Annotated in this window: 16 protein-coding genes and 2 riboswitches; of the genes, 9 read left to right on the top strand and 7 right to left on the bottom strand. The window is 63.6% G+C overall.

Translation table 11 applies throughout. From position 1 onward, the window contains the following. Positions 1-74 precede the first annotated feature (74 nt). The 3 genes from ftsH (at position 75) to UP09_RS17445 (ending at position 3,766) form a co-directional block, all read left to right on the top strand. Positions 75-1,997: an ATP-dependent zinc metalloprotease FtsH gene (gene ftsH / locus UP09_RS17455; RefSeq protein ID WP_044539476.1), complete on the top strand. Its 1,923-nt coding sequence runs from the start codon at positions 75-77 to the stop codon at positions 1,995-1,997. A 12-nt stretch (positions 1,998-2,009) separates the two neighbouring features. Continuing rightward, positions 2,010-2,429: a DUF3052 family protein gene (locus UP09_RS17450; RefSeq protein WP_044539475.1), complete on the top strand. Its 420-nt coding sequence runs from the start codon at positions 2,010-2,012 to the stop codon at positions 2,427-2,429. Between the two features lie 137 nt (positions 2,430-2,566). Beyond that, positions 2,567-3,766 (top strand): ABC transporter substrate-binding protein, encoded by a 1,200-nt coding sequence (locus UP09_RS17445; protein WP_044539474.1) that lies wholly within the window; start codon positions 2,567-2,569, stop codon positions 3,764-3,766. Between the two features lie 53 nt (positions 3,767-3,819). On the opposite strand, the gene UP09_RS17440 is transcribed toward UP09_RS17445, so the two are convergent. Together UP09_RS17440 and metE are read right to left on the bottom strand one after the other, a co-directional pair. Next, positions 3,820-4,017 carry a hypothetical protein gene (locus UP09_RS17440; protein ID WP_044539473.1) on the bottom strand — a complete coding sequence of 66 codons (198 nt, stop codon included), beginning with the start codon at positions 4,015-4,017 and terminating at the stop codon, positions 3,820-3,822. Between the two features lie 48 nt (positions 4,018-4,065). After that, entirely contained in the window at positions 4,066-6,420 is a 2,355-nt protein-coding gene (metE, locus tag UP09_RS17435) for a 5-methyltetrahydropteroyltriglutamate--homocysteine S-methyltransferase (RefSeq protein WP_044539472.1), read from the bottom strand. Between the two features lie 111 nt (positions 6,421-6,531). Next, positions 6,532-6,732, bottom strand: a riboswitch (cobalamin riboswitch). A 133-nt stretch (positions 6,733-6,865) separates the two neighbouring features. Next, positions 6,866-7,087, top strand: a riboswitch (cobalamin riboswitch). Positions 7,088-7,203: 116 nt separating this feature from the next. On the opposite strand from metE, the gene UP09_RS17430 reads away from it, so the two are divergent. Beyond that, positions 7,204-10,080: a ribonucleoside-diphosphate reductase subunit alpha gene (locus UP09_RS17430; RefSeq protein WP_044539471.1), complete on the top strand. Its 2,877-nt coding sequence runs from the start codon at positions 7,204-7,206 to the stop codon at positions 10,078-10,080. 21 nt (positions 10,081-10,101) lie between these two features. Beyond that, positions 10,102-11,304 carry a ribonucleotide-diphosphate reductase subunit beta gene (locus tag UP09_RS17425; protein WP_156164644.1) on the top strand — a complete coding sequence of 401 codons (1,203 nt, stop codon included), beginning with the start codon at positions 10,102-10,104 and terminating at the stop codon, positions 11,302-11,304. 40 nt (positions 11,305-11,344) lie between these two features. Here the strand turns inward: UP09_RS17425 and UP09_RS17420 are convergent, their stop codons facing one another. Beyond that, positions 11,345-12,850, bottom strand: a complete 1,506-nt coding sequence (locus UP09_RS17420; RefSeq protein WP_044539470.1) for a hypothetical protein — start codon at positions 12,848-12,850, stop codon at positions 11,345-11,347. A 565-nt stretch (positions 12,851-13,415) separates the two neighbouring features. On the opposite strand from UP09_RS17420, the gene UP09_RS17410 reads away from it, so the two are divergent. After that, positions 13,416-14,090, top strand: a complete 675-nt coding sequence (locus UP09_RS17410; RefSeq protein ID WP_044539501.1) for a TetR/AcrR family transcriptional regulator — start codon at positions 13,416-13,418, stop codon at positions 14,088-14,090. A 76-nt stretch (positions 14,091-14,166) separates the two neighbouring features. Beyond that, positions 14,167-14,595, top strand: a complete 429-nt coding sequence (locus UP09_RS17405) for an OsmC family protein (RefSeq protein WP_044539468.1) — start codon at positions 14,167-14,169, stop codon at positions 14,593-14,595. Between the two features lie 63 nt (positions 14,596-14,658). Here UP09_RS17405 and pyk read toward each other — a convergent pair whose 3' ends face one another. Together pyk and UP09_RS17395 are read right to left on the bottom strand one after the other, a co-directional pair. Then, positions 14,659-16,095, bottom strand: a complete 1,437-nt coding sequence (gene pyk / locus UP09_RS17400) for a pyruvate kinase (RefSeq protein ID WP_044539467.1) — start codon at positions 16,093-16,095, stop codon at positions 14,659-14,661. Continuing rightward, complete coding sequence (locus UP09_RS17395) at positions 16,092-16,637, bottom strand: DUF1036 domain-containing protein (protein ID WP_245302029.1); 546 nt, start codon at positions 16,635-16,637, stop codon at positions 16,092-16,094. Before UP09_RS17395 ends, pyk begins: the two co-directional genes overlap by 4 nt. 259 nt (positions 16,638-16,896) lie before the next feature. On the opposite strand from UP09_RS17395, the gene UP09_RS17390 reads away from it, so the two are divergent. After that, a complete protein-coding gene (locus UP09_RS17390; RefSeq protein ID WP_044539465.1) occupies positions 16,897-17,199 on the top strand; it encodes a DUF1244 domain-containing protein in 303 nt (100 codons plus the stop codon). Between the two features lie 273 nt (positions 17,200-17,472). Then, a complete protein-coding gene (locus UP09_RS17385; RefSeq protein ID WP_044539464.1) occupies positions 17,473-17,742 on the top strand; it encodes a DUF2312 domain-containing protein in 270 nt (89 codons plus the stop codon). Positions 17,743-17,931: 189 nt separating this feature from the next. Here UP09_RS17385 and UP09_RS17380 read toward each other — a convergent pair whose 3' ends face one another. After that, complete coding sequence (locus UP09_RS17380) at positions 17,932-19,515, bottom strand: peptidoglycan L,D-endopeptidase MepK (protein WP_044539463.1); 1,584 nt, start codon at positions 19,513-19,515, stop codon at positions 17,932-17,934. Positions 19,516-19,779: 264 nt separating this feature from the next. Continuing rightward, positions 19,780-22,050, bottom strand: coding sequence for a L,D-transpeptidase scaffold domain-containing protein (locus UP09_RS17375; RefSeq protein ID WP_044539500.1), 2,271 nt, complete (start codon positions 22,048-22,050; stop codon positions 19,780-19,782). Positions 22,051-22,198 lie beyond the last annotated feature (148 nt).

Below are 22,198 nucleotides of genomic sequence, written 5' to 3'. Positions count from 1 at the left end.
TTCCTCGGGGATTCCCACAGAGCCTGCCCAAGGATAAGTAGAGGCCGCGATCCGCGCGACCACGAAGGAAGACAATGAACGCCAATCTGCGGAATTTCGCCCTCTGGGTCATTATCGTTTTGCTGTTGCTGGCGTTGTTCACGCTGTTCCAGAATCCTGGTCAGCGCACCTCCTCGCAGGACATCTCGTTCTCGCAGCTTCTGACGGAAGTCGATCAGGGCCATGTGCGCGACGTCGTAATCCAGGGGCCGGATATCCACGGCACCTTCACCAACGGCTCGAGCTTCCAGACCTATGCGCCGAGCGATCCGACGCTGGTGAAGCGCCTGTATGACGGCAAGGTGCAGATCACCGCGAAGCCGCCGGGCGACAACGTGCCGTGGTTCGTGTCGCTGCTGGTTTCCTGGTTGCCGTTCATCGCGCTGATCGGCGTCTGGATCTTCCTGTCGCGGCAGATGCAGGGCGGCGCCGGCAAGGCGATGGGCTTCGGCAAGTCACGCGCCAAGATGCTGACCGAGGCGCATGGCCGCGTTACCTTCGAGGACGTTGCCGGCGTCGACGAGGCCAAGCAGGATCTGCAGGAGATCGTCGAGTTCCTGCGCGACCCCGGCAAATATCAGCGGCTCGGCGGGCGGATTCCGCGCGGCGTGCTGCTGGTCGGCCCTCCCGGTACAGGCAAAACCCTGATCGCGCGTGCAGTCGCGGGCGAAGCCAACGTGCCGTTCTTCACCATTTCGGGTTCGGACTTCGTCGAAATGTTCGTCGGCGTCGGCGCCAGCCGTGTCCGTGACATGTTCGAGCAGGCCAAGAAGAACGCGCCCTGCATCATCTTCATCGACGAAATCGACGCGGTCGGCCGCCATCGCGGCGCCGGCCTCGGCGGCGGCAATGATGAGCGCGAACAGACGCTCAACCAGTTGCTGGTCGAGATGGACGGCTTTGAGGCCAATGAAGGCGTGATCCTGATCGCGGCGACCAACCGTCCCGACGTGCTCGATCCCGCGCTGCTGCGTCCCGGCCGCTTCGACCGTCAGGTCGTGGTGCCGAACCCGGATGTCGTCGGCCGCGAGCAGATCCTCAAGGTTCACGTCCGCAAGGTGCCGCTGGCGCCGGATATCAACCTCAAGACCATCGCGCGCGGCACGCCCGGCTTCTCCGGCGCCGACCTGATGAACCTCGTCAACGAGGCCGCGCTGACCGCGGCGCGTCGCAACAAGCGCATGGTGACCCAGTCCGAGTTCGAAGAGGCTAAGGACAAGGTCATGATGGGCGCCGAGCGCAAGTCGCTGGTGATGACGGAAGAAGAGAAGATGCTGACCGCCTATCACGAAGGCGGCCACGCCATCGTCGGCCTCAACGTCGTCGCGACCGATCCGATCCACAAGGCGACCATCATTCCGCGCGGCCGTGCGCTGGGCATGGTGATGCAGCTGCCGGAGCGCGACAAGCTGTCGATGTCGCTGGAGCAGATGACCTCGCGTCTCGCCATCATGATGGGCGGCCGTGTCGCCGAAGAGCTGATCTTCGGCCGCGAAAAGGTCACCTCGGGTGCGTCCTCCGACATCGAGCAGGCAACACGTCTGGCCCGCATGATGGTGACGCGCTGGGGCCTCTCCGAGGCGCTTGGCACCGTCTCCTATGGCGAAAACCAGGACGAGGTGTTCTTGGGCATGTCGGTGTCGCGCACCCAGAACGCGTCGGAGGCGACGGTTCAGAAAATCGACAACGAGATCCGGCGCTTTGTGGAAGAAGGCTACAACGAAGCGACGCGGATCCTCACGGAGAAGCGCGCCGACCTTGAAGCTCTCGCAAAGGGCCTGCTCGAATTCGAGACGCTGTCCGGCGACGAGATTCAGGATCTGCTCAAGGGCAAGAAGCCGAACCGTGAGTCGGTTCTGGAGCCGTCGACGCCGCGCGCGTCCGCCGTGCCGCCGGCCGGCAAGCCGCGCCCGCGTCCCGATCCGGACCCCGGCCTGGAGCCGCAGCCGCAGGCTTAAACGCCCGCAGCCATGGCCGGCACCTCCGGCAAATCGATTGTGCAAAAGCTCGGCCTTAAGCCGGGCTTTTGCATTTTTGTGGACGGATTGTCCGTTGCCTATGGCGACATGGTCGGCGAATTGCCCGCTGGTGTACGGATTGCGAAGACCGCAAAGGGGCCGTTCGATGCCGTGCACCTATTCGCGGCCGAGGCTAAGGGGCTCGCCGCCAAGCTGCGCCGCTATCGGCAAGCGATCGCGCCTGACGGCATGATCTGGGTGTCGTGGCCGAAGAAGAGCTCGGGCGTCGCGACCGATCTCACCGATACGGTGGTGCGTGAGACCGGGCTTGCGGCCGGCCTCGTCGACATCAAGGTCTGCGCGATCGATGAAGTCTGGTCCGGACTGAAATTTGTGATTCCCGTCAAGGAGCGCGACAAGGCATCGAAATAGCCGCCGCCCATCATTGCTTATAAAGCATCATGATTATGATTGGCGTCCATTCGGGCGCCGTGGCATCCTCTGCTCGGCCGGTTAACGGCACGGCCGCGCCCCAAGAAGCGCGGTGAAAATCAGGGGAGGGGAAGCCGATGCGTAAGGCATTTGGCGCGCTTGCCGCCGTTTCATTCCTGCTGCTGCCAGCCGCTTCCGTCGCCGCCGAGATGCGCGGCGTCACCGCAACGGAAATCAGGATCGGCCAAACTATGCCCTATAGCGGGCCGGTGTCGGCGTTCGGTGCGCTGGGCAAGGGTGAGGCCGGCTATTTCAAGATGGTCAACGAACGCGGCGGCATCAATGGGCGCAAGGTCAATTTGATCTCGCTTGACGATTCCTACGCGCCGCCGAAGACGGTGGAGCAGACCCGCCGTCTGGTCGAGAGCGACGAGGTCGCGCTGATCTTCTCCTCGATCGGCACCGCGCATAACACCGCGATCGCAAAATACCTGCAGGGCAAGAACATCCCGCAGCTGTTTCTGGCCTCCGGCGCCTCGAAATTCGGCGACATCGCGCAATTTCCGCAGGCCGTGATGGGGGTGCAGGCGCCGTTCCGCTACGAGGCGCGGCTATACGCACGCTATGCACTGGCGAAGAATCCGAACGCAACATTCGCCGTGATCTCGCAGAACGACGATTATGGCCGCGATTATCTCGCCGGCTTGAAGGATGTGCTCGGCGAGAAATATGATTCGCTCGTCATGGTTGCGACCTACGAGATATCAGACCCGACCATCGACTCGCAGATCGTCAAGCTGAAGGCGTCGAACGCCGACGTCTTCGTGATCGCGGCGACGCCGAAATTCGCGGCGCAGTCGATCCGGAAAGCCTATGAGATCGGCTGGCGGCCGATGATTTTCCTCTCCAACACCGCGGTCTGGATTTCGACCGTGATGCAGCCTGCCGGCGTCGAGGCCGGCACCGGCATCATTTCCACGGCTTATGTGAAGGACCCCGACGATTCCGCCTGGAAGGACGATGCCGGCATGAAGGGCTGGCGCGAATTCATGACCAAATACGTACCGGACGCAGACCAACACGATACCAATTACGTCAACGCCTACAACAGTGCGATGGCGCTGGAGGACGTGCTGAAGGCCTGCGGCAATGATCTGTCGACCGAGAACATCCTGAAGCAGGCCTATTCGATCAAGAACCTGGAATTGCCGATGCTGCTGCCGGGCATCAGGATCAACACCTCGCCGACCGACCATGTGCCGGTCGAGCAAATGCAGTTTATGCGATTCAACGGCAAGACCTGGGATCGGTTTGGCGAATTGCAGACGGGGAATTGAATTTGTTGCGTCATTGCGAGCCGTTGGCTCGCAATGACGAAGAAGTTGCTGGCTTACGCCGTTCTCATCGCCCCGAAATGCCGTTCCAGAATCTGCTCCGGCGTTTCACTCACCTCGATCGTCTTTCCATCGCCTCCGACGAAGGCGAGCACGGTGCGCTCGCCGTCGCGCCACATCGAGCCGACCAGCGCGATGTTGATGTGAATGGCCTGCCCCGTTGCAAACCTCGTGCATTCGATCCAGAAGCGCATGATCTCTTCCTCGATGTGACGGTTCGAACGGGGCAGGCGGTCCTTGCTCTACGCCAGCTCGCGGAGTTCGCGGGCGGCGGCGACCATGTTGACGAGGGCGGGCCGGACCTCTTCCCATTTGCGGGTCTTCAGGCCGCAATCCGGATTGATCCAGAGCTGGGCATCGGACAGCCGTTGCCGCGCCAGCTTCAGTAGCTCGGTCATTTCCGTGACCTCGGGCACACGCGGCGAGTGGATGTCATAGACACCCGGCCCGATCTCGTTCGGATAGCGGTAGTTCCGGAAAGCGTCGAGCAGCTCCATCTTCGAGCGTGAGGTCTCGATCGAGATCACATCCGCGTCCATCGCACCGATTGCGTCGATGATGTCGTTGAACTCGGAGTAGCACATGTGGGTGTGGATCTGGGTCTCGTCGCGAACGCCGGACGAGCAGATGCGGAAGCACTCCACGGCCCAGTCGAGATAGGTTGTCCACTCGGAGCGGCGCAGCGGCAGGCCTTCGCGCAGGGCCGCCTCGTCGATCTGGATCATGCCGGCGCCGGCGGTCTCGAGATCGCCGACCTCATCGCGGATCGCGAATGCGATCTGCCGGCAGGCTTCGCTGCGCGGGATGTCGTCGCGAACGAACGACCAGTTCAGGATGGTGACCGGTCCGGTCAGCATCGCCTTCATCGGCCGCTTGGTCAGCGACTGCGCGTACTGCCACCATTCGACCGTCATCGGCTTCGGACGCGACACGTCACCGAACAGGATCGGCGGCCTGACATAGCGCGAGCCGTAGGACTGCACCCAGGCGTTCTCGGTGAAGACGAAGCCGGACAGCTGCTCGCCGAAATACTGCACCATGTCGTTGCGCTCGAACTCGCCATGCACCAGCACGTCAAGCCCGATGGTTTCCTGCCAGCGCACGGCCAGCGCGGTCTGCTCCTGCAGGAAGGTCTTGTAGTTGGCATCGCTCAGCCCGCCCTTGGCATGGGCCGCGCGCGCCTTTCGGATCTCCGGTGTCTGCGGGAACGAGCCGATCGTCGTGGTCGGGAACGAGGGCAGGTTGAACCGCGCATGTTGCGTGCCGGCACGTTCTCCGAACGCGCTGGCGCGGCGGCGCATCGCTGCATCGACGCTAGCGAGACGTTGCGCGACCTTGGCGTCGTGAATCCGCGGCGAGATCTTGCGCGCGGCTGCGGCCGCATCCGAGGCCTTCAGGGTGGTCTCGACCGGACCGCGGCCGCCGGCAAGCGCGCTACCGAGCGCTGCCAGTTCCTCCATCTTCTGCACGGAGAAGGCGAGCCAGCTCTTCACTTCGGCGTCGAGCTTGGCCTCTAACCCGAGATCGATTGGAACGTGCAGCAGCGAGCAGGAGGGCGCGATCTGCACGCGATCCTTGCCGAGCTTGGCGATCACAGGTTCGAGCCGGTCGAGGATCTTGCCCAAATCGGCGCGCCAGATGTTGCGGCCGTCGATCACGCCGAGCGACACGACACGATCGGCGGGCAGCCGGGCGAGGTCGTCGAGCTGTTCGGGCGCGCGCACCAGGTCGAGATGCAGGCCGGCGACCGGAAGCGCGAAGGCGGTGTCGCGATTCTCACCGATGCTGCCGAAATAGCTGGCCAGCATGATCTTGACCTGCGGCACGGCTACCGCGATCTCCGCATAGGCACGGCGCAATGCGTCACGCGCGGCATCGTCGAGATCGAGCACCAGGCAGGGCTCATCGATCTGCACCCACTCGGCGCCGCTTTTGGCGAGCTCGCGCAGAACCTCGATATAGACAGGGAGCAGCCGGTCGAGCAGCGACAGGGTGTCGAGGCCGGCATCTTTGCTCTTGGCGAGCTTCAGGAACGTAACCGGACCGACCAGCACCGGCCGGGTCTGATAACCCAGCGCCTTGGCCTCCTGGTATTCCTCGATCGGCTTGCGTGAGGCGAGGCTGAATTGCTGATCGTCAGACAGTTCCGGCACCATGTAGTGGTAGTTGGTGTCGAACCACTTGGTCATTTCCTGCGCCGGGACGCCGTGACCTTGGCCGTGATGGGCATGGCCACAGGACGCATCATGGGTGTGACCTTGGACATCCCCTTGGGCGCCGCGCGCCATCGCGAAATAGGTCGCGAGCGGGACCGCGCCGCCGGTCCAGCCATAGACTTCAGGAATCGCGCCGACCATGACCGAGGTGTCGAGCACCTGATCGTAGAACGAGAAATCGTTCGACGGAATCACCGACACGCCGAGCTTCTTCTGCCGCGCCCAGTTGGCGGCGCGCAGCCCGATACCGGTCTCGATCAGAGCCTGTTGGTTTGATGTGCCGGACCAGAAGCTTTCCAGCGCGACTTTGAGTTCACGGCGCGGGCCGATTCGCGGCGTTCCGAGCGTGGCAACGGCAAGTGAGGAGATTGTAGAAGACATTGGCTTAACCCCAAAAGTTGGGGGCAAAGGCCGTAGTGACACGTCTGGACTCCGCAAACACGGAGTGCGCGTGCGGGGTCGCAACCGCACCACCGGGACACCCCGCCCGTGGACGTGTATGTTGTCGAGGCAGGTCTCCTGGCTCACGGGTCTCAGCTACCGTCCGGCCTTCCCAAAGCTTTCGCTTCAGTGGCTGAAGTTGAACGGTGGCTCACCGCTTACAGTTGCGGGGGCAGCGCCGGCGTTACACCGGCTTCCCTCTTAGCTTCGAAAGAAAGTGCCTCTCGAAGAACCACGACGTCTGCACTTATCGACAACATCATGGGCGCGTCAACACGGATTGGCTTGACCGAAGTTTCCCACCGATTCCCACAGGGCTGCCGGCCGGAATTCAAAAATTTTTCATCCAAGCTGTTCGGGCCGTTGACACCCGTCCTCAAATCACACCAGATGTAGGCGTCACGGTCCGCCATATCCCTAGATTTGGTGGCTAAGAGGGAAGTCGGTGAACTACGGGTAGACCCGTAAAAATCCGGCGCTGCCCCCGCAACTGTAAGCAGTGAGTTGTTCCCGCCCTGTTAAGTCACTGATGCGACACCGCATTGGGAAGACGAGGGAGCAACAGCGACCTGCAAGCCAGGAGACCTGCCGGGACACCGAATCTACGTCCACGGGCGGGGTGTCCCGGCGGTCGCTTGCATTGCCATGCCGGCGCTTTGCCGCCGGTTGATGCGGCGTCCCCTCGACATCCAGCCCCAACAAAACATGCATGGGGTCTGCACGATGTCACTCTCTCTCGATCGCGAAGCTAAACCAGCGCCGCTCATCCTCCTGCGTCCGGAATCGCTTGCCGCGCCGGACGCCGAGCTTCCGATGCAGGTGATTCGCCGCAACGGCACGGTGTCGAGATTCGACGCCAGCAAGATTTCGGTGGCGATGACCAAGGCGTTCCTGGCGGTCGAGGGCCACACCGCAGCAGCCTCCCGCCGCGTCCACGAGATCGTCGAGCAGCTTACCGCCGAGGTCGTCGGCGCGCTGGCGCGCCGAATGAGCGAGGGCCGCACCTTCCATATCGAGGATGTGCAGGACCAGGTTGAGCTGGCGCTGATGCGCAGCGAGCACCACAAGGTCGCGCGCGCCTATGTGCTTTACCGCGACGAGCGCACCCGGCAGCGCGCCGAGCAGGACGCGGCGAAGGTTGCGAAGCCCGTAGCCGGGCCGACCATCCATGTCACGCTGCCTGATGGCACCAAAGTACGACTCGACCAGGCGCGGTTGGCGCTGATCATCAACGAGGCCTGCGCCGGGCTCGACGGCGTCGACGCCGCGCCCGTTATCGCCGAGACCCAGCGCAACGTCTATGACGGCATCAGCCAGGACGAACTGGCGCAGGCCTCCGTGATGGCCGCGCGCACGCTGGTCGAGCAGGAGCCGAACTATGCCTATGTCAGCGCCCGCCTGTTGCTCGACAAGCTCCGCACCGAGGTGCTGTCCTACGTCCACGACGTACCGACCAACGCGTCGCAGGCCGACATGGCCGTGCGCTATGCCGAGTATTTCCCGGCCTATATCAAGACCGGCATCAAGGCGGAGCTGCTTGACGCCGACCTCGGTCGCTTCGACCTGGCGCGGCTCGCCGCGGCGCTGAAGCCCGAGCGCGATCTCTCGTTCCAGTTCCTCGGGCTGCAGACGCTGTACGATCGTTATTTCCTGCACGTCCGTAACAACCGTATCGAGTTGCCGCAGGCCTTCTTCATGCGCGTCGCCATGGGGCTTGCCTCGCGTGAGATCGACCGCGAGGCCCGCGCGATCGAGTTCTACGATCTGCTGTCGTCGTTCGACTTCATGGCCTCGACGCCGACATTGTTCAATTCCGGCACGCTGCGGCCGCAGCTGTCGTCATGCTTCCTCACCACCGTGGCCGATGACCTCGACGGCATCTTCAAGTCGGTCAAGGACAACGCGCTGCTGGCGAAATATTCCGGCGGGCTCGGCAACGACTGGACCCGCGTCCGCGGGCTCGGCGCGCACATCAAGGGCACCAATGGCGAAAGCCAGGGCGTAGTGCCGTTCCTGAAAGTCGCCAACGATACCGCGATCGCCGTCAACCAGGGCGGCAAGCGCAAGGGCGCAGTCTGCGCCTATCTCGAGACCTGGCACGTCGACATCGAGGAATTCCTCGATTTGCGCAAGAACACCGGCGATGACCGCCGCCGCACCCACGACATGAACACCGCGAACTGGGTGCCCGATTTGTTCATGCAGCGGATCGAGACCGACGGCGAATGGACGCTGTTCTCGCCGGACGAGACGCCGGACCTCCACGACCTCTACGGCAAGCCGTTCGCCGAGCGCTATGCGCACTATGAAGCCAAGGCTGCGCGCGGCGAGATGCGGGTGTTCAAGCAGGTCCGCGCCGTCGACCTCTGGCGCAAGATGCTGACCATGCTGTTCGAGACCGGCCATCCCTGGATCACCTTCAAGGATCCCTGCAATCTGCGCTCGCCGCAGCGCCATGCCGGCGTGATCCACTCCTCGAACCTTTGCACCGAGATCACGCTCAACACGTCCGACGACGAGACCGCGGTCTGCAATCTCGGCTCGATCAATCTCCTCAATCACATCCAGGACGGCCGACTCGACGAGATCAGGCTGAAGAAGACCGTCACGACGGCGATGCGGATGCTCGATAACGTCATCGACATCAACTTCTACACCATCCCGGAAGCGCGCCGTTCCAACCTGCGGCACCGCCCGGTCGGTCTCGGCCTGATGGGCTTCCAGGATGCGCTGCAGGCGCTGCGGATCGCGGTGGCGTCGGATGCCGCTGTGACCTTCGCCGACACCAGCATGGAGGCGATCTCCTACTACGCGATTTCGGCCTCGGTCGATCTCGCGGCCGAACGCGGGCGCTATCCCTCGTTCGACGGCTCGCTGTGGAGCCAGGGTATCCTGCCGATCGACTCGATCGAGTTCGTCGCCGACGCCCGTGGCGGCCTCGAGATGGATCGCTCCAGCACCCGCGACTGGGCGACCTTGCGCGGGCGTGTCACCTCGGTCGGCATGCGCAATTCGAACGTGATGGCGATCGCGCCGACGGCGACGATCTCCAACATCTGCGGCGTCGCGCAGTCGATCGAGCCCGCCTACCAGAACCTCTACGTCAAATCCAACATGTCCGGCGACTTCACGGTCGTGAACGAGTTCCTGGTGCGCGATCTCAAGGCGCGCGGATTGTGGGATGAGGTGATGGTCAACGACCTCAAATATTTCGACGGCAGCGTCGGCACCATCGACCGCATCCCCGACGACCTCAAGGCACTCTACGCGACCGCCTTCGAGATCGACTCCAGCTGGCTGGTCGAGGCGGCCTCACGCCGGCAGAAGTGGATCGACCAAGCGCAGTCGCTCAACCTCTACATCGCCAATCCGTCCGGCAAGAAGCTCGATTCGCTCTATCGCCTGGCGTGGTCGCGCGGCCTGAAGACGACCTATTACCTGCGCTCGCGCAGCGCGACGCATGTCGAGAAGTCGACGCTGAAGGGCACCGACGGCAAGCTCAATGCGGTCTCGTCGGTGACGCTGATGTCGCCGGCGCCGGACTTGTCGGGTGCGATCGCCTGCTCGATCGACAATCCCGAATGCGAAGCCTGCCAGTAAGCGAAAAATAAGGACAACATGATGCTCGACTGGTCAGAAACCCAGACCACCCTGCGGCAAGCACCGCAGGCATTGCAAGCGCCGCAGGCATTGCAAGCCCCGCAGGCATTGAAAGCGCCGCAGGCTTTCGTCACGCCTCCGACTTTCGCGGCCGCACCTGCCGCTGCGGCTGACGCGACTGGCCTCGGCGCGATCGATCGCCGCGGCGGCCGCGTCTCGGTCGACGAGAAGCGGATGATCAACTGCCGCGCCGACGTCAATCAGCTGCTCCCGCTGAAGTACAAATGGGCGTGGGAGAAATATCTCGCCGGCTGCAACAATCACTGGATGCCGACCGAAGTCTCGATGCAGGCCGACATCGCGCTGTGGAAATCACGCGACGGCCTCACCGAAGACGAGCGCCGCGCCATCAAGCGCAATCTCGGCTTTTTCGCGGCCTCCGAGAGCCTGGTCGCCAACAACATCGTACTGGCGATCTATCGCCACCTGACCAATCCGGAGTGCCGGCAATATCTGTTGCGCCAGTCCTTCGAGGAGGCGGTGCACACCCACACCTTCCAGTACATTGTCGAAAGCCTCGGCCTCGACGAGGGCGAGCTGTTCAACATGTACCGCGAGGTACCTGCGATCACCGACAAGGCGGCGTGGGCGATCAAGCATACCCAGCATCTCGACGATCCCGATTTCAAGACCGGCACACCCGCTTCCGACCAGGCGTTCCTGCGCGACCTCGTCGCCTTCTACGTGATCTTCGAAGGCATGTGGTTCTACACCGGCTTCGCGCAGATCCTCTCGCTCGGCCGTCGCAACAAGATGGTCGGGATCGCCGAGCAGTATCAATACATCCTGCGCGACGAGAGCATTCACCTGAATTTCGGCATCGACGTGATCAACCAGATCAAGATCGAGAATCCGCATCTGTGGACGTCGGCATTCCAGGAGGAGGTCGGCAGCATGATCCGCGAGGCCGCGGAGCTCGAGGCATCTTATGGCCGCGATACCATGCCGCGCGGCTTCCTCGGATTGAACGCCGCATTGTGCGAGCAATACATGCACTTCATCGCTAACAGGCGCTGTGCACAAATCGGTCTGACGCCGGTATTCGCGGAGGCGGAGAATCCGTTTCCCTGGATGTCGGAAGCGATGGATCTGAAGAAGGAGAAGAACTTCTTCGAGACGCGCGTGATCGAATACCAGAACGGCGGCGCGCTGAACTGGGAGTAAAATGCTCGCGCGCCGTTGGAAGACGGCGCGCCCTCAGCGATCAGTTCGAGCTCTCCGCGGCGGGAAGGGCGCTCGTCTTCGTCTCATCCGATCGGACGTGGATGACGGCGAATTCATCCTTGTACAGCCGCTTCCAGCCCTTGACGTGATCCAGCGCGTATCCCGCTGGAGACGTCGGGTTCAGCAGCGTCGCATCGATCTGGTATTTGTCGAGCAGGCCCAATAGCTGACCGACATTGCGGGCTTCAGTCGCGTCGAAATAATCGAGCACGAACTGCTCGCCATACAGTTCGGCGCGTCCGTCGATGAACACCTTCATGTCGCGGCTGACCATATAGCCGCCGAACGGCGCGGTGCTGAAGATGCGTTGCGCGTGCCGCTTCTGGAGCAGATCGACCGCCGCAACGGGAGTTACGCTAGGAAGGAACATAAAGGGATGCTGCGCGACGAAGATTTTCGTCGACGCCCATCCGCCCGCAATGATCGCGACTGTTGCAAGGATGGTGATAAGCGGGGCCGACCGAGCCTCCTCGATCGCAGATCCGCCCGCCTCAGCGGTTCCCCATTGTTCGGCGATCGGCTTGGCCAGAACGAGCGGGGCCAGGAACGCGAACACCTCGATGTTCCGGACATGCGAGATGGCCATCCAGATCAGTCCGACCAGCAGCAGGATCCGCGGCACCGAGAGCGTCAGCTTGCGATAGAAGGCGACGCCGATCAGCGTGAGCAGTGTGGCTTCAAAAAAGGTGAACTTGCTGAAGTCGACGGGCATCCATTCCCAGATCAACGACAGCAGCTTGCCGAGGCCGAGAATCTTCAACGCGCCCATCGGCGTGTTCCAGCCATACGGCGTCAGGCAGCTCGCAACCAGCGCGGCCAGGCCGAACAGCCCCCAGCGCACGGCAAGCTGAAGCCTGCGGCTTGGCTCGGCGCTCCAGAGCGCCTCCAGTCCGATCGGGCCGATCAACGCCAGGCCGAGCACGAAGCCGCCGTGCAGATTGGCCCACATCGCCATCAACGGTAGCAGCCACCACGATGGATGGGTGCGACGATCCGCGGCCGCCATCAGCCCGCCGATGAAGGCCAGCAGGAACGGCAGCGCCAGCACGTGGGGCCGCGCGAAGAAGTGAGACGCCGATTCCAGCAGCGCTAGCGCCGCGATCAGGATCGCGCGGGCCGGGTCAAAATGTGGGCTCAAGAGATAGAGGAAGATCGTGATGGTTGCTCCGACCGCGATCGAAGACAGGATCACCGGGCCGGCCCAATCGCCCGGCCCGTAGCTGATCGCATAGAGCACCTGCGACAGCCATGAACTCGAAATCCAAGGCTCGCCAAAGCGGGTGAACGAGAACACGTCCGTGTAGGGCATGGTGCCGTTGTCGAGGATCCACTGCCCGATCCGGATCTGCCACATCGAGTCGGAGTCGCGCAGCAGGATCTCGCCTGCGGACAGGAAGAACAGATAGACGCCTGCGCCGGCGCAGAGCGGCACCAGGCCTCGGGCCATGCTTCGGTTCGTCACGCTGCTGGTGATGGAGATCGACATGGGCTTTTTCTTGGTTTGACCGCGGACAAATTCGGGTGCGACGCCGCCCTACAGGACCATGATTTCCTATAAATTCGGGTAAACTTCGCATGCCACGTGCCGTGGCTGCGACCGTGTCCGCTGATGTGCCAATCCGATGTGCCGGGCCGATGTGGGCCGCAAGTGATCGAAGGATCAGCCGAACGGCCGGGAATTGCAGGGCTGTGCCGGAACAAATATCTCGATATCGAGCAATCGTCTTAGATCGCGATTTACCATGGCGCGATCGATTGCCTGGAAGGTGTGATGAGCGGCATGCTCCCTTCTCGCGGTCCTGTTCGCAGGTTTCTCGCTTGAGCCCGTCGCCTTCGGCGTGATGAGCGGAATGGCCGGCGAATTCGCGCTGATGGTCCGCGGCAATGACAATCCACGCTGTCGCAAAATCCTTACAATTCTGCCTTGTGTTTCGGTCTGAATAGTTGTTCACTTCTTGCAGCGATTGCGGGATCAGTCGCTCAAAACATTGAAGATTCGTGCGTTCTGCCGGTGGGCGCCGGCCGGGCGCGCGGTGGGGGACGGCAACGCCATGGTCTACCGGCGAACTCATCAAGTCGTGAAACGACTGGCTGCCCGGCGCAGCGCAATCCTGTCAGCGGCGCGGGACGCGGCGGCCGATGGCGGCATGGCGGCGGTTCAGATCGCGCCGGTCGCGGTTCGGGCCAATGTCGCGGCCGGGACCGTCTATCGCTATTTCCCGTCCAAGGCCGAACTGATCTCGGAGCTGATCGCGGACGTCTCGCGCGATGAACTCGCCGCGATCCGCCGTGCCGCGGATGGGGCGCCCGGGCCGTCGTCGGCATTGGCTGCCTCCGTGACGACCATCGCAGTCCACGTATTGTCGCAACGCAAGCTCGCCTGGGGCATCCTGGCTGAGCCGGTCGATGTTGACATCAACGCCTCACGTCTCGCCAGCCGCCGCGATATTTCCGGCGAGCTCGCCGCGCGGATTGACGCTGCGGTGCGTGCCGGCCACCTGCCGGCCCAGGATACGGCTCTGGCGGCGACGGCGGTGCTCGGCGCGCTGCACGAGGCGCTGGTCGGCCCGCTGGCGCCGGCCAATCTCGACGACCCCGTGAAGCAGCGCGATGCGGTGCAGACCGTTACGCTGCTCGCGCTGCGTGCCGTCGGCGTGATGGACGCGCGCGCCCGTGGCCTCGTGGTGCAGGCGACGACCCCGGCGAAGGCGCTGGTCGGGGCTTAAGAACGCGGCGAACATATTCTGTCGCATTGGCGTTGTAGCTTTTGGGCTGGGTTCATCCAACCTCACGGAGCAACGCATGACGACGACCCATGGCTCGGCCAAATGGCAGGGCGGCATCAAGGACGGCAAAGGCGCGATCTCGACCAAAAGCGGTGCGCTGGCGGATTACCCCTATGGCTTCGCCAGCCGCTTCGAAGGCAAGCCGGGCTCGAACCCCGAAGAACTGATCGGCGCGGCCCATGCCGCCTGCTTCACGATGGCCCTGTCGTTGATCCTGGGTGAAGCCAAGCTCACGGCCGAACACATGGAAACCAAGGCCGATGTGACACTTGAGAAGGTCGGCGATGGCTTTGCCATCACCTCGGTGCACCTGGCGCTGACGGCCAAAATTCCGGGCGCTGACGCCGCGGCATTTCAGGAATTGGCGGCTAAGGCCAAGGCCGGGTGTCCGGTGTCGAAACTGCTCAACACCAAGATCACGCTCGACGCAACGTTGCAGAGTTAATCGCTCGAGAAGCACCACCGTTCCGGGTCACGCGCACGCGCGGTCCGGAACGCCGGGGCGTCGTCACACCTCCGCGTCGCCATTCGGTCCGACCGAGGCGATGCGCAGCATGTTGGTCGTGCCGGGCGCGCGCAGCGGCACGCCGGCGACGATAATGACGCGCTGGCCGGCCTTCGAGAAACCGTCCCTGAACGCGATCGAGCCGGCGCGGTTGACCATGTCATCGAGATCGTGAGCGTCCTCGGCGACCACGCAATGCACGCCCCACACGACAGAAAGCTTTCGGCCGGTCTCGATATTTGGCGTGATCGCAACCACGGGTACCTTGGGCCGCTCACGCGCCACACGGATCGCGGTCGAACCCGAGGATGTCCAGCAGATGATCGCGGAGAGATCGAGCGTCTCGGCAATCTGCCGCGCCGCGTCGGCAATGGCGTCGCCGGCCGTCGGTTCAGGATCGACGCGCTGCGCGTTGATCACGCCGCGATAGTTCGGGTCGCGCTCCACTTCCTCGCCGATGCGATTCATGGTCGAAACCGCTTCCACCGGGAATTTGCCGGCGGCCGATTCTGCCGAGAGCATGATGGCGTCGGCACCTTCGTAAACGGCGGTGGCGACGTCGGAGACCTCGGCGCGCGTCGGCACCGGTGCCTGGATCATCGATTCCAGCATTTGCGTTGCGATCACGACCGGCTTGCCGGCGCGGCGTGCCATGCGGGTCATCTGTTTCTGCAGGCTCGGCACGCGCTCCAGCGGCAGCTCGACGCCGAGATCGCCGCGTGCCACCATCAGCGCGTCCGAGGCCTCGATGATTTCCGGGAGGCGGTCGATCGCCTGGGGCTTCTCGATCTTGGCCATCACGGCGGCGCGGCCGCGGATGATCTTCTTGGCTTCGAGCACATCTTCGGCCCGCTGCACGAAGGACAGCGCGACCCAGTCGATGCCGGTCGGTAGCGCGGCCTCCAGATCGGCACGGTCCTTCGGCGTCATCGCCGAGACCGGCAGATCGGTGTCGGGCAGGCTGACACCCTTGCGATCCGACATTCTGCCGCCGATCACCACGCGCGTCACCGCACGTTCGGGCGAAGTTTCTTCGGCGATCAGCCGCACCTTGCCGTCGTCGAGCAGCAGCGCGTGGCCGGGCCGGAGCGCGGCGAGGATCTCCGGATGCGGAAGCTGGACGCGGCTGTTGTCGCCCGGCGTCTTGTCGGAATCGAGGATGAAGGTCTGGCCGTTGTTGAGCTGGGTAGAACCTCCGGCGAATGCGCCGACGCGCAGCTTTGGTCCCTGCAGGTCGACCAGGATGCCGATCGGTCGGCCATAGCTCGATTCGACATTGCGGATGGTGTTGACCAATTCCCGCATCTTGTCGTGCGAGGTGTGACTCATGTTGATGCGGAACAGGTCGGCACCGGCCTCGAACAGCTTGCGGATCATCGTGCTGTCCGACGAGGCAGGGCCAAGCGTTGCAAGGATCTTGATACGGCGGAGGCGTCTCATTGTTTGTTTCCGGGCGTTGCGGCTGGTGGTAGACCCGACGCGCCCGGAGGCGTTGCGCCCGGTGGATTGGGCAGGCCCGGCATCGTTCCGGGGCCGCCTGGGCCCACTCCGCCCGGCATTCCCGGCAGTTTCTGCGGCTGTTGTTCGTTGGCTTCGGTCAGTTGGACGGTCCATGCTCGCTGCTCGCCGGTGTCGACCTCGAAGTAGCCAGTGCGGTCAAAGCCCCGCGCGAGGCAATTCTCGGTGCCCTTGATGGTGAATTCCTTGTCGCGCGAGCACATGAACGCCTGGCCGGACCATTCGCCGCCACGGTCATAGTCGAGTGCGTAGATATAGTAAAACCGCGCGACCAGATTGCCGCGCAGCAGTGTTTCGCAGGCGCGCGACGACACGTTCCACCAGCCTTCGGTGGTCCAGCCCTCGGCATCTTTGTAGCCGAGCGCGATCCCGACCCGGCTCGACGTGTTGTTGCACAGCCGGAAATCGGCCGCCGCTGGGCTCGCCCACAGGCATGCTGCGACGAGCGCCAGCATCGGCACCATGCCGGCGATGGTCAGGCGGGGCGCGCGGCGAGCTGAGGGGGGAGAATCTGATGCAGTCATGCGGCGAAGCTATATCAAACCATTGAGGATTTCGCGTGCCCGGCGGGAACTGTCGACGGGAGGAGAGCGCATTTCCCACATGATGGGATGCTGGCGCAAGCGCCCGATTGGGTCCCGTTTTGCGCGCCGATGTGGCAAAATCTGTGACAATTCCCACCTGATATCAATATGGTGCTGATCACACACCGGGATGACGGCAATGAGCATTGACGACAAAACCAGAACAGAACTCGAAGCAGCAGTTTTCCAGCGTCTGGTCAACCATCTGCGCAACCGGACCGACGTCCAGAACATCGATCTGATGAACCTGGCCGGCTTTTGCCGCAACTGCCTGTCGAACTGGATGAAGGAAGAGGCCGACGCCAAGGGCATCGCCGTCAGCAAGGACGAGAGTCGCGAGGCGGTTTACGGCATGCCCTATGAGGAGTGGAAGGCGAAATATCAGGGCAACGCGACCGCGGAGCAACTCGCTGCGATGAAGAAGACCCACAGCGGGCATTAGACTTGGCAATGTCATTCCGGGATGGTGCGTTAGCACCAGACCTCAGGTGCGCCATTGCGCACCGGGGAATCTCGAGATTCCGGGTTCGATGCTGCGCATCGCCCCGGAATGACGATGATCTAATGAAGACCACCTGCATCTCCTGTGGGCGCGCTGTGGATGAGCGCGATGTTTCCTTGACGGGAGGCGCCCCAAAATCGAGGGTCAGCCGCGACAAGCGCTACGCGTGATGCGTATTCGCGCGACATTTCAATGCCAGTTCAGGAGTACGCGATGGCCACGTCTGCCGCCGTCCAGGAAGAGCCCGCAACGCGATTTGCCAAGGACCAGCTCAAATCCATCGTCGAGCGCATCGAGCGGCTGGAAGAAGAGAAGAAGACGATCTCGGACGACATCCGCGACGTCTATGCGGAGGCCAAGGGCAACGGCTACGACGTCAAGGCGCTGCGCACCATCGTGCGCCTGCGCAAGCAGGATGCCAACGAGCGCCAGGAACAGGAAACCATCCTGGAAACCTACATGCAGGCGCTCGGGATGCTGTAAGCGGGCGGCAGACTTCGTCGTCCGGATGACGTCAACGGTCGCGCCGATGCGCGCCCGTTGGCGCCTCAGCCAAACCCAGCTCATCAAATCATATTGATCGTTGGCCTGATCGCGCGCGGCCGTGGTCGATGGCGCGCGCGCTCGCGTGCGCGATCGACTCGCCGAAGATAGAGAGGGCTTGCAGCGGGCTCAGCGCAGCGAGGCGGTGCGCATCACGAACGGCTGGGTGGCCAGGACGGCAGTGGCAGAGCCCGAGAAGCGGTCGCAGGTCATGCCCATCATCGGATCGTCCGAGAAGTTCATTGCGACGGCGGCCTGCGGCTTGATGAAGTGCGCACGCATCATGTTCATGTCGGTGTCGCCCAGCACCGTGGTCAGCATGCCGTTGCTGGCGCTCGGCGCCAGCATCATCACGCGCATCCAGATGTCGTCGACCTTGGCGGCCGAAATCCGCGCGGACGTGGTGATGACGCCCTGACCCTGCGCGCCCTTCGGAACGACCGTGTTGATCTCCGTGGGGGCTGCGGTGCTGCGGGTTGGGCGCACGCTGCGCGGCAGGGGCGCGGATGCCGCGACGATATTGGCGTGATCAACCGGCGAGGAGGCGGCCGGCGCGTAGGCGAGGGCCTTGTTGAACTTGTCCGTCGCGCTCCCCGTCGTCTGCGGATCGGCGGCGCCGACGGCTTCACGCGCTTTCAGCGCCGCGATCTGTGCCGGCGATGCCTGCTTCGGAGCGGTTGGCTCGTCACCCCAGAAGCCGCGGGCGTTGATGATGTCGGCGGGCGATTGCGGCTTCGAATCAGTGTTGTCGGCAGCCTGGACCGGCGGCTTGGCCTTCGGCGCCGGGACGAGTTGCGCGTCGGCAGAGGCGAGCTGGATGGCTGCAACGATCTGCGGCTTGGCGCGCGGCACCGGGACTGGATCGGCGGATTTGGCGGGCGCTGCGGCCGCGATCACCGTGTTGGCCGGAGCCTTGTCGTTCACAGGAGCTGCGGCTTCGTCGTCATCGTCACTCGACTTGCCGCCCCCGAACAACTTGGCGAGCATGCTCGGCTTGGCGACGGTTGTGGCGTCGTCGCCGCGCCGTTCGATATCGGCCCTGGCGAGTTCATACCCCTTCAGCGGCGTGCCATCGGTCGGGACATGAACGGTGCGGCCATCGGGGAACACCCGGACCAGCTGGTCACGCGTCATGCGCGGCCAATGGCGGATGCTGCCGGTGTCGAGATGGACGAAGGGCGAGCCCGAGGTTGGATAGAAGCCGACGCCGCCGCGCTGCAGGCGCAGGCCGGCGTAGCGAACCTGCTCCAACTGCACGCCGGGAATATAGAAGTCCATCGCATGCCCCAGCATGTGCTGGCTGTGGCGCGCAACGCCTGACGAGCGGCGGCGAAGCATGGCGTTGGTGGAGGGGGAACGGTAGGAGGAGATGATCTGGATCGGCTGCTTGCCGTCGACGTCGCGATAGACTTCCCAGAGGATGTCGAAGAGGTGACGGTCCATCACCGTCTCATCCTGGTTGCGCCAGTCGCGCAAATAGTGATTGAGCTGCTTCAGCGCGGCTTCGTCATAGCGGCCGTCGCGCTTGAAGGTGACGGTGAGGTCTTCGTTGGAATGGGTGTGGTGGAAGGAGAGGGTGCGCGTCTCGTTCAGCGCGGCCGCATCGTGAACCGATCCGGCTCCGGCAAGCAGCAACAGCGAGGCGAGACCGACTTGGTACCCGGCCTTCGGCAGCGACAGCGGATTGAAGCGGCGTGCGAAAACAGCCAGCACTATGAGCCCACCCAGTCGACGAGCATTCGATCGGCACCTTCGCAGACCCCCTGCGGAAGATGGTGAACGCTTTCTTAAAGCGGGATGGTTAACCGAGATTTACCGACCCGCCCCCCAAGTAAGCCGTAACTAACCGGTGGAGTGTGGCAAAAACGTGCTCAGTGCCGAGATCGCGATGGATAATGGTTAACGTAAACGATCTCGCCAGAGGGCGAAATCGTTGATTTCACTTCAAAATTTAACCGAATCGGCGGTCGGGCAATCTTAACGGGTAATCACCCGCCGCGGCTGCTGGGCCTGACCGCGGCGCCCGGGTTGCGGAGCCGGCTGCGCCGACCCGCCGCCAAACAGGCGCTCGAAGAACGATGGCCCGGAGCTGCTGCCGCTGTTGTCGCTGGCGAAGTTCACGCCGGCCGGCAGGCTGCTGCTCGGCGGGCGCGAATAACTCGGCTGCGCGTGCGCCACCACCATCTCGAGATCCTTGCCGCGGCTGTTCTTGAGCAGCGACAGCATCGTGGCGTCGCGGCCATAGACGTCCTTGCGGAGCTGCAGCTTGCCGGCGTCGTCCACGAACGCGGTCTGGTAGGTGATGTTCACCGGGACCGGCGTCGGGAATTTCAGGTCGATCTCGCTCGAGCCGTACATGCTGCGGATCTTCTCCGGCGTGTAGTGATCGTTCGGCAACGTGATGTTGAGCAGCACGGAGGCGTACTGGTCCGGGTTCTGCACGCGCATGCAGCCATGGCTGAAAGCACGCTCGTCCTTGGCGAACAGGTACTTGTCCGGTGTGTCGTGCTGATAGACCAGGAACTTGTTCGGGAAGTTGAAGCGGATGCGGCCGAGCGCGTTGGCCTCACCTGGCGGCTGCGAGATGTGGATCGAGCCGTCGTGGTTTCGCTCCAGCTTGAGGCCCATTCGCTGCAGCACCGTCGGGTCCTGCTGCAGGGCCGGCAGGTACTCGTTGTAGATGATCGAGGGCGGCACGTTCCAGGTCGGGTTGACCGTGATGTACTTCATCGTCTCGGTCAGAAGCGGCGTGGCATGCTGGCCGGGCTTGCCGGTCACCACGCGCGTGGTCCAGACCTGCGCACCGTTCTGCATCACCTTCAGCGTATAGTCAGGGATGTTGAGGATCACATAGGCGTTGCCCATATTGCCCGCGCCAAGCTGGCGCGGCAGCCAGCGCCAGCGCTCCATGTTGACGAGGACGGTGTCGATCTGCTTGTCGCGCTTCGGGCTGTTGATCGCCTTGACTGTGCGGTCGTCGAGGACACCGGTCGGCTTGAGTTCGACGCTGTTCTGGAATTTCTCGACGGCTGCGGCGACTGCCGCGTCGTACTTCGTGCTCTCAGGGTTTTCCGTGACGCCGAGCTTGCCGCGCAGGTCGGGCACGCGCGGATCGTCCATCTCGACCGCCGCCTGCTTCTTGCCGCGGGCGGGCACGTATTTCAGCGCCGGGCCGTCGGCGATCTGGACGGTGGGTCCTTCGCCCTGGCCACGCAGCTCGGCGAGCTTCTTCTTCAGCTCCTTGTAGAGCTTGTGCGGCGGGTTGTAGCTATCGAGCGCGACGGACGCGTCCTTTGCGGTGGTTACATTCGCCAGCACTTCGGTCGCATCGATCGGGTGCTCGGGATAGAGGATGTCTGCCGACACCTGCGACCAGTGCATGCGGCCGCTCTGCGCCTGGCGCGCATAGTCCAGCATGCTGGCGACGAGCTTCAGATCGGCATCGGCGAGCGCGTCGGGTGAGGTGGCTGCGGTGAAGTCCGGCACCGGATAGTCGGCCGGATTGAGGCCGTCCGAGGCGGCGTCGTTCAGGCGCGCGACAACGCCCTTGCCGGTTTGCGTCAGCTTGCCGGCCTGTGTGAACACCGGCGCATAGTCGCGGGTCGAGTAGAACTTCTCGACCGCGATGCGCTCGACCTTGCGGTCGAAGGTGCGCAGCGACTTGCTCGCAAGCAGCTCGCGGAGCTTGTCGGCGACGGGCTGGTCTTCGGCGGGAACGGTGCTCGCGGCCTTCACCGGCTCGGCTGCTGGCGCAGCGGCCGTGGCGGGAGCAGGTGTCACCGCCGGTGCAGCGGCGGTCGCGGGGGCAGGAGCCGCTGCAGGCGGCGTGACCGCGATATCGGTCTTCGGCGCGTCCGCAGGCTTGCTGTCGGTTGCCGGCGTGGTCGCGACATCCGCGGGCTTGGGCTCACCAGGCTTGGGCTCGGCCGCCTTTGCCGTGCTCGGCTCGGTCGTTTTGACGTCGGAGGGCTTCGTGTCGGCGGCCTTCACATCGGCGGGCTTTGCATCAGTTGCCTTCACTGCGTCGGGCAGCGCGGCGGTCGTTTCCACCTTGAAGTCGCCGGCGGTCGGCGGTGGGACGTTGGCGGGTTCGGGGCGGGGGATTGCTGCGTCGATCGCGAGTTCCGCGGCACTGGCGCGGGGTGCGTCCTGCGCCAGGGCGGATGTCGCGGACACCGTGAGGAAGGTTGCCGCGACGGCTATCAATACGCGGTCAAATCCCCGACGGCTGTTCGAACAGTCACGCATCATCACACCCCCTGGGCGGAACTGCCCCGGCCTTGGAACAGTTCAAGTCATGTTGGTTTCGTAAGCTTGCGTTTGGTTTCGTAAGCTTGCGCGAAAAGCGCCGGCCTTTTCGATCGATCGGTACGCCTGCACGCAACCGACGCAGACG

The sequence above is a fragment of the Bradyrhizobium sp. LTSP885 genome (genome assembly GCF_000938305.1).
In the GTDB taxonomy this organism is placed as follows: Bacteria; Pseudomonadota; Alphaproteobacteria; order Rhizobiales; family Xanthobacteraceae; genus Bradyrhizobium.
The sequence above is the reverse complement of the archived record's forward strand: the minus strand, read 5'-3'. Positions and strand labels throughout refer to the sequence as shown.

What these genes read in the sequence shown, in the direction of transcription:
- ftsH (WP_044539476.1), top strand. Translation starts at nt 75, where the DNA reads ATGAACGCCAATCTGCGGAATTTCGCCCTCTGGGTCATTATCGTTTTG.
- UP09_RS17450 (WP_044539475.1), top strand. Translation starts at nt 2,010, where the DNA reads ATGGCCGGCACCTCCGGCAAATCGATTGTGCAAAAGCTCGGCCTTAAG.
- UP09_RS17445 (WP_044539474.1), top strand. Translation starts at nt 2,567, where the DNA reads ATGCGTAAGGCATTTGGCGCGCTTGCCGCCGTTTCATTCCTGCTGCTG.
- UP09_RS17440 (WP_044539473.1), bottom strand. Translation starts at nt 4,017, where the DNA reads ATGCGCTTCTGGATCGAATGCACGAGGTTTGCAACGGGGCAGGCCATT.
- metE (WP_044539472.1), bottom strand. Translation starts at nt 6,420, where the DNA reads ATGTCTTCTACAATCTCCTCACTTGCCGTTGCCACGCTCGGAACGCCG.
- UP09_RS17430 (WP_044539471.1), top strand. Translation starts at nt 7,204, where the DNA reads ATGTCACTCTCTCTCGATCGCGAAGCTAAACCAGCGCCGCTCATCCTC.
- UP09_RS17425 (WP_156164644.1), top strand. Translation starts at nt 10,102, where the DNA reads ATGCTCGACTGGTCAGAAACCCAGACCACCCTGCGGCAAGCACCGCAG.
- UP09_RS17420 (WP_044539470.1), bottom strand. Translation starts at nt 12,850, where the DNA reads ATGTCGATCTCCATCACCAGCAGCGTGACGAACCGAAGCATGGCCCGA.
- UP09_RS17410 (WP_044539501.1), top strand. Translation starts at nt 13,416, where the DNA reads ATGGTCTACCGGCGAACTCATCAAGTCGTGAAACGACTGGCTGCCCGG.
- UP09_RS17405 (WP_044539468.1), top strand. Translation starts at nt 14,167, where the DNA reads ATGACGACGACCCATGGCTCGGCCAAATGGCAGGGCGGCATCAAGGAC.
- pyk (WP_044539467.1), bottom strand. Translation starts at nt 16,095, where the DNA reads ATGAGACGCCTCCGCCGTATCAAGATCCTTGCAACGCTTGGCCCTGCC.
- UP09_RS17395 (WP_245302029.1), bottom strand. Translation starts at nt 16,637, where the DNA reads ATGGTGCCGATGCTGGCGCTCGTCGCAGCATGCCTGTGGGCGAGCCCA.
- UP09_RS17390 (WP_044539465.1), top strand. Translation starts at nt 16,897, where the DNA reads ATGAGCATTGACGACAAAACCAGAACAGAACTCGAAGCAGCAGTTTTC.
- UP09_RS17385 (WP_044539464.1), top strand. Translation starts at nt 17,473, where the DNA reads ATGGCCACGTCTGCCGCCGTCCAGGAAGAGCCCGCAACGCGATTTGCC.
- UP09_RS17375 (WP_044539500.1), bottom strand. Translation starts at nt 22,050, where the DNA reads ATGCGTGACTGTTCGAACAGCCGTCGGGGATTTGACCGCGTATTGATA.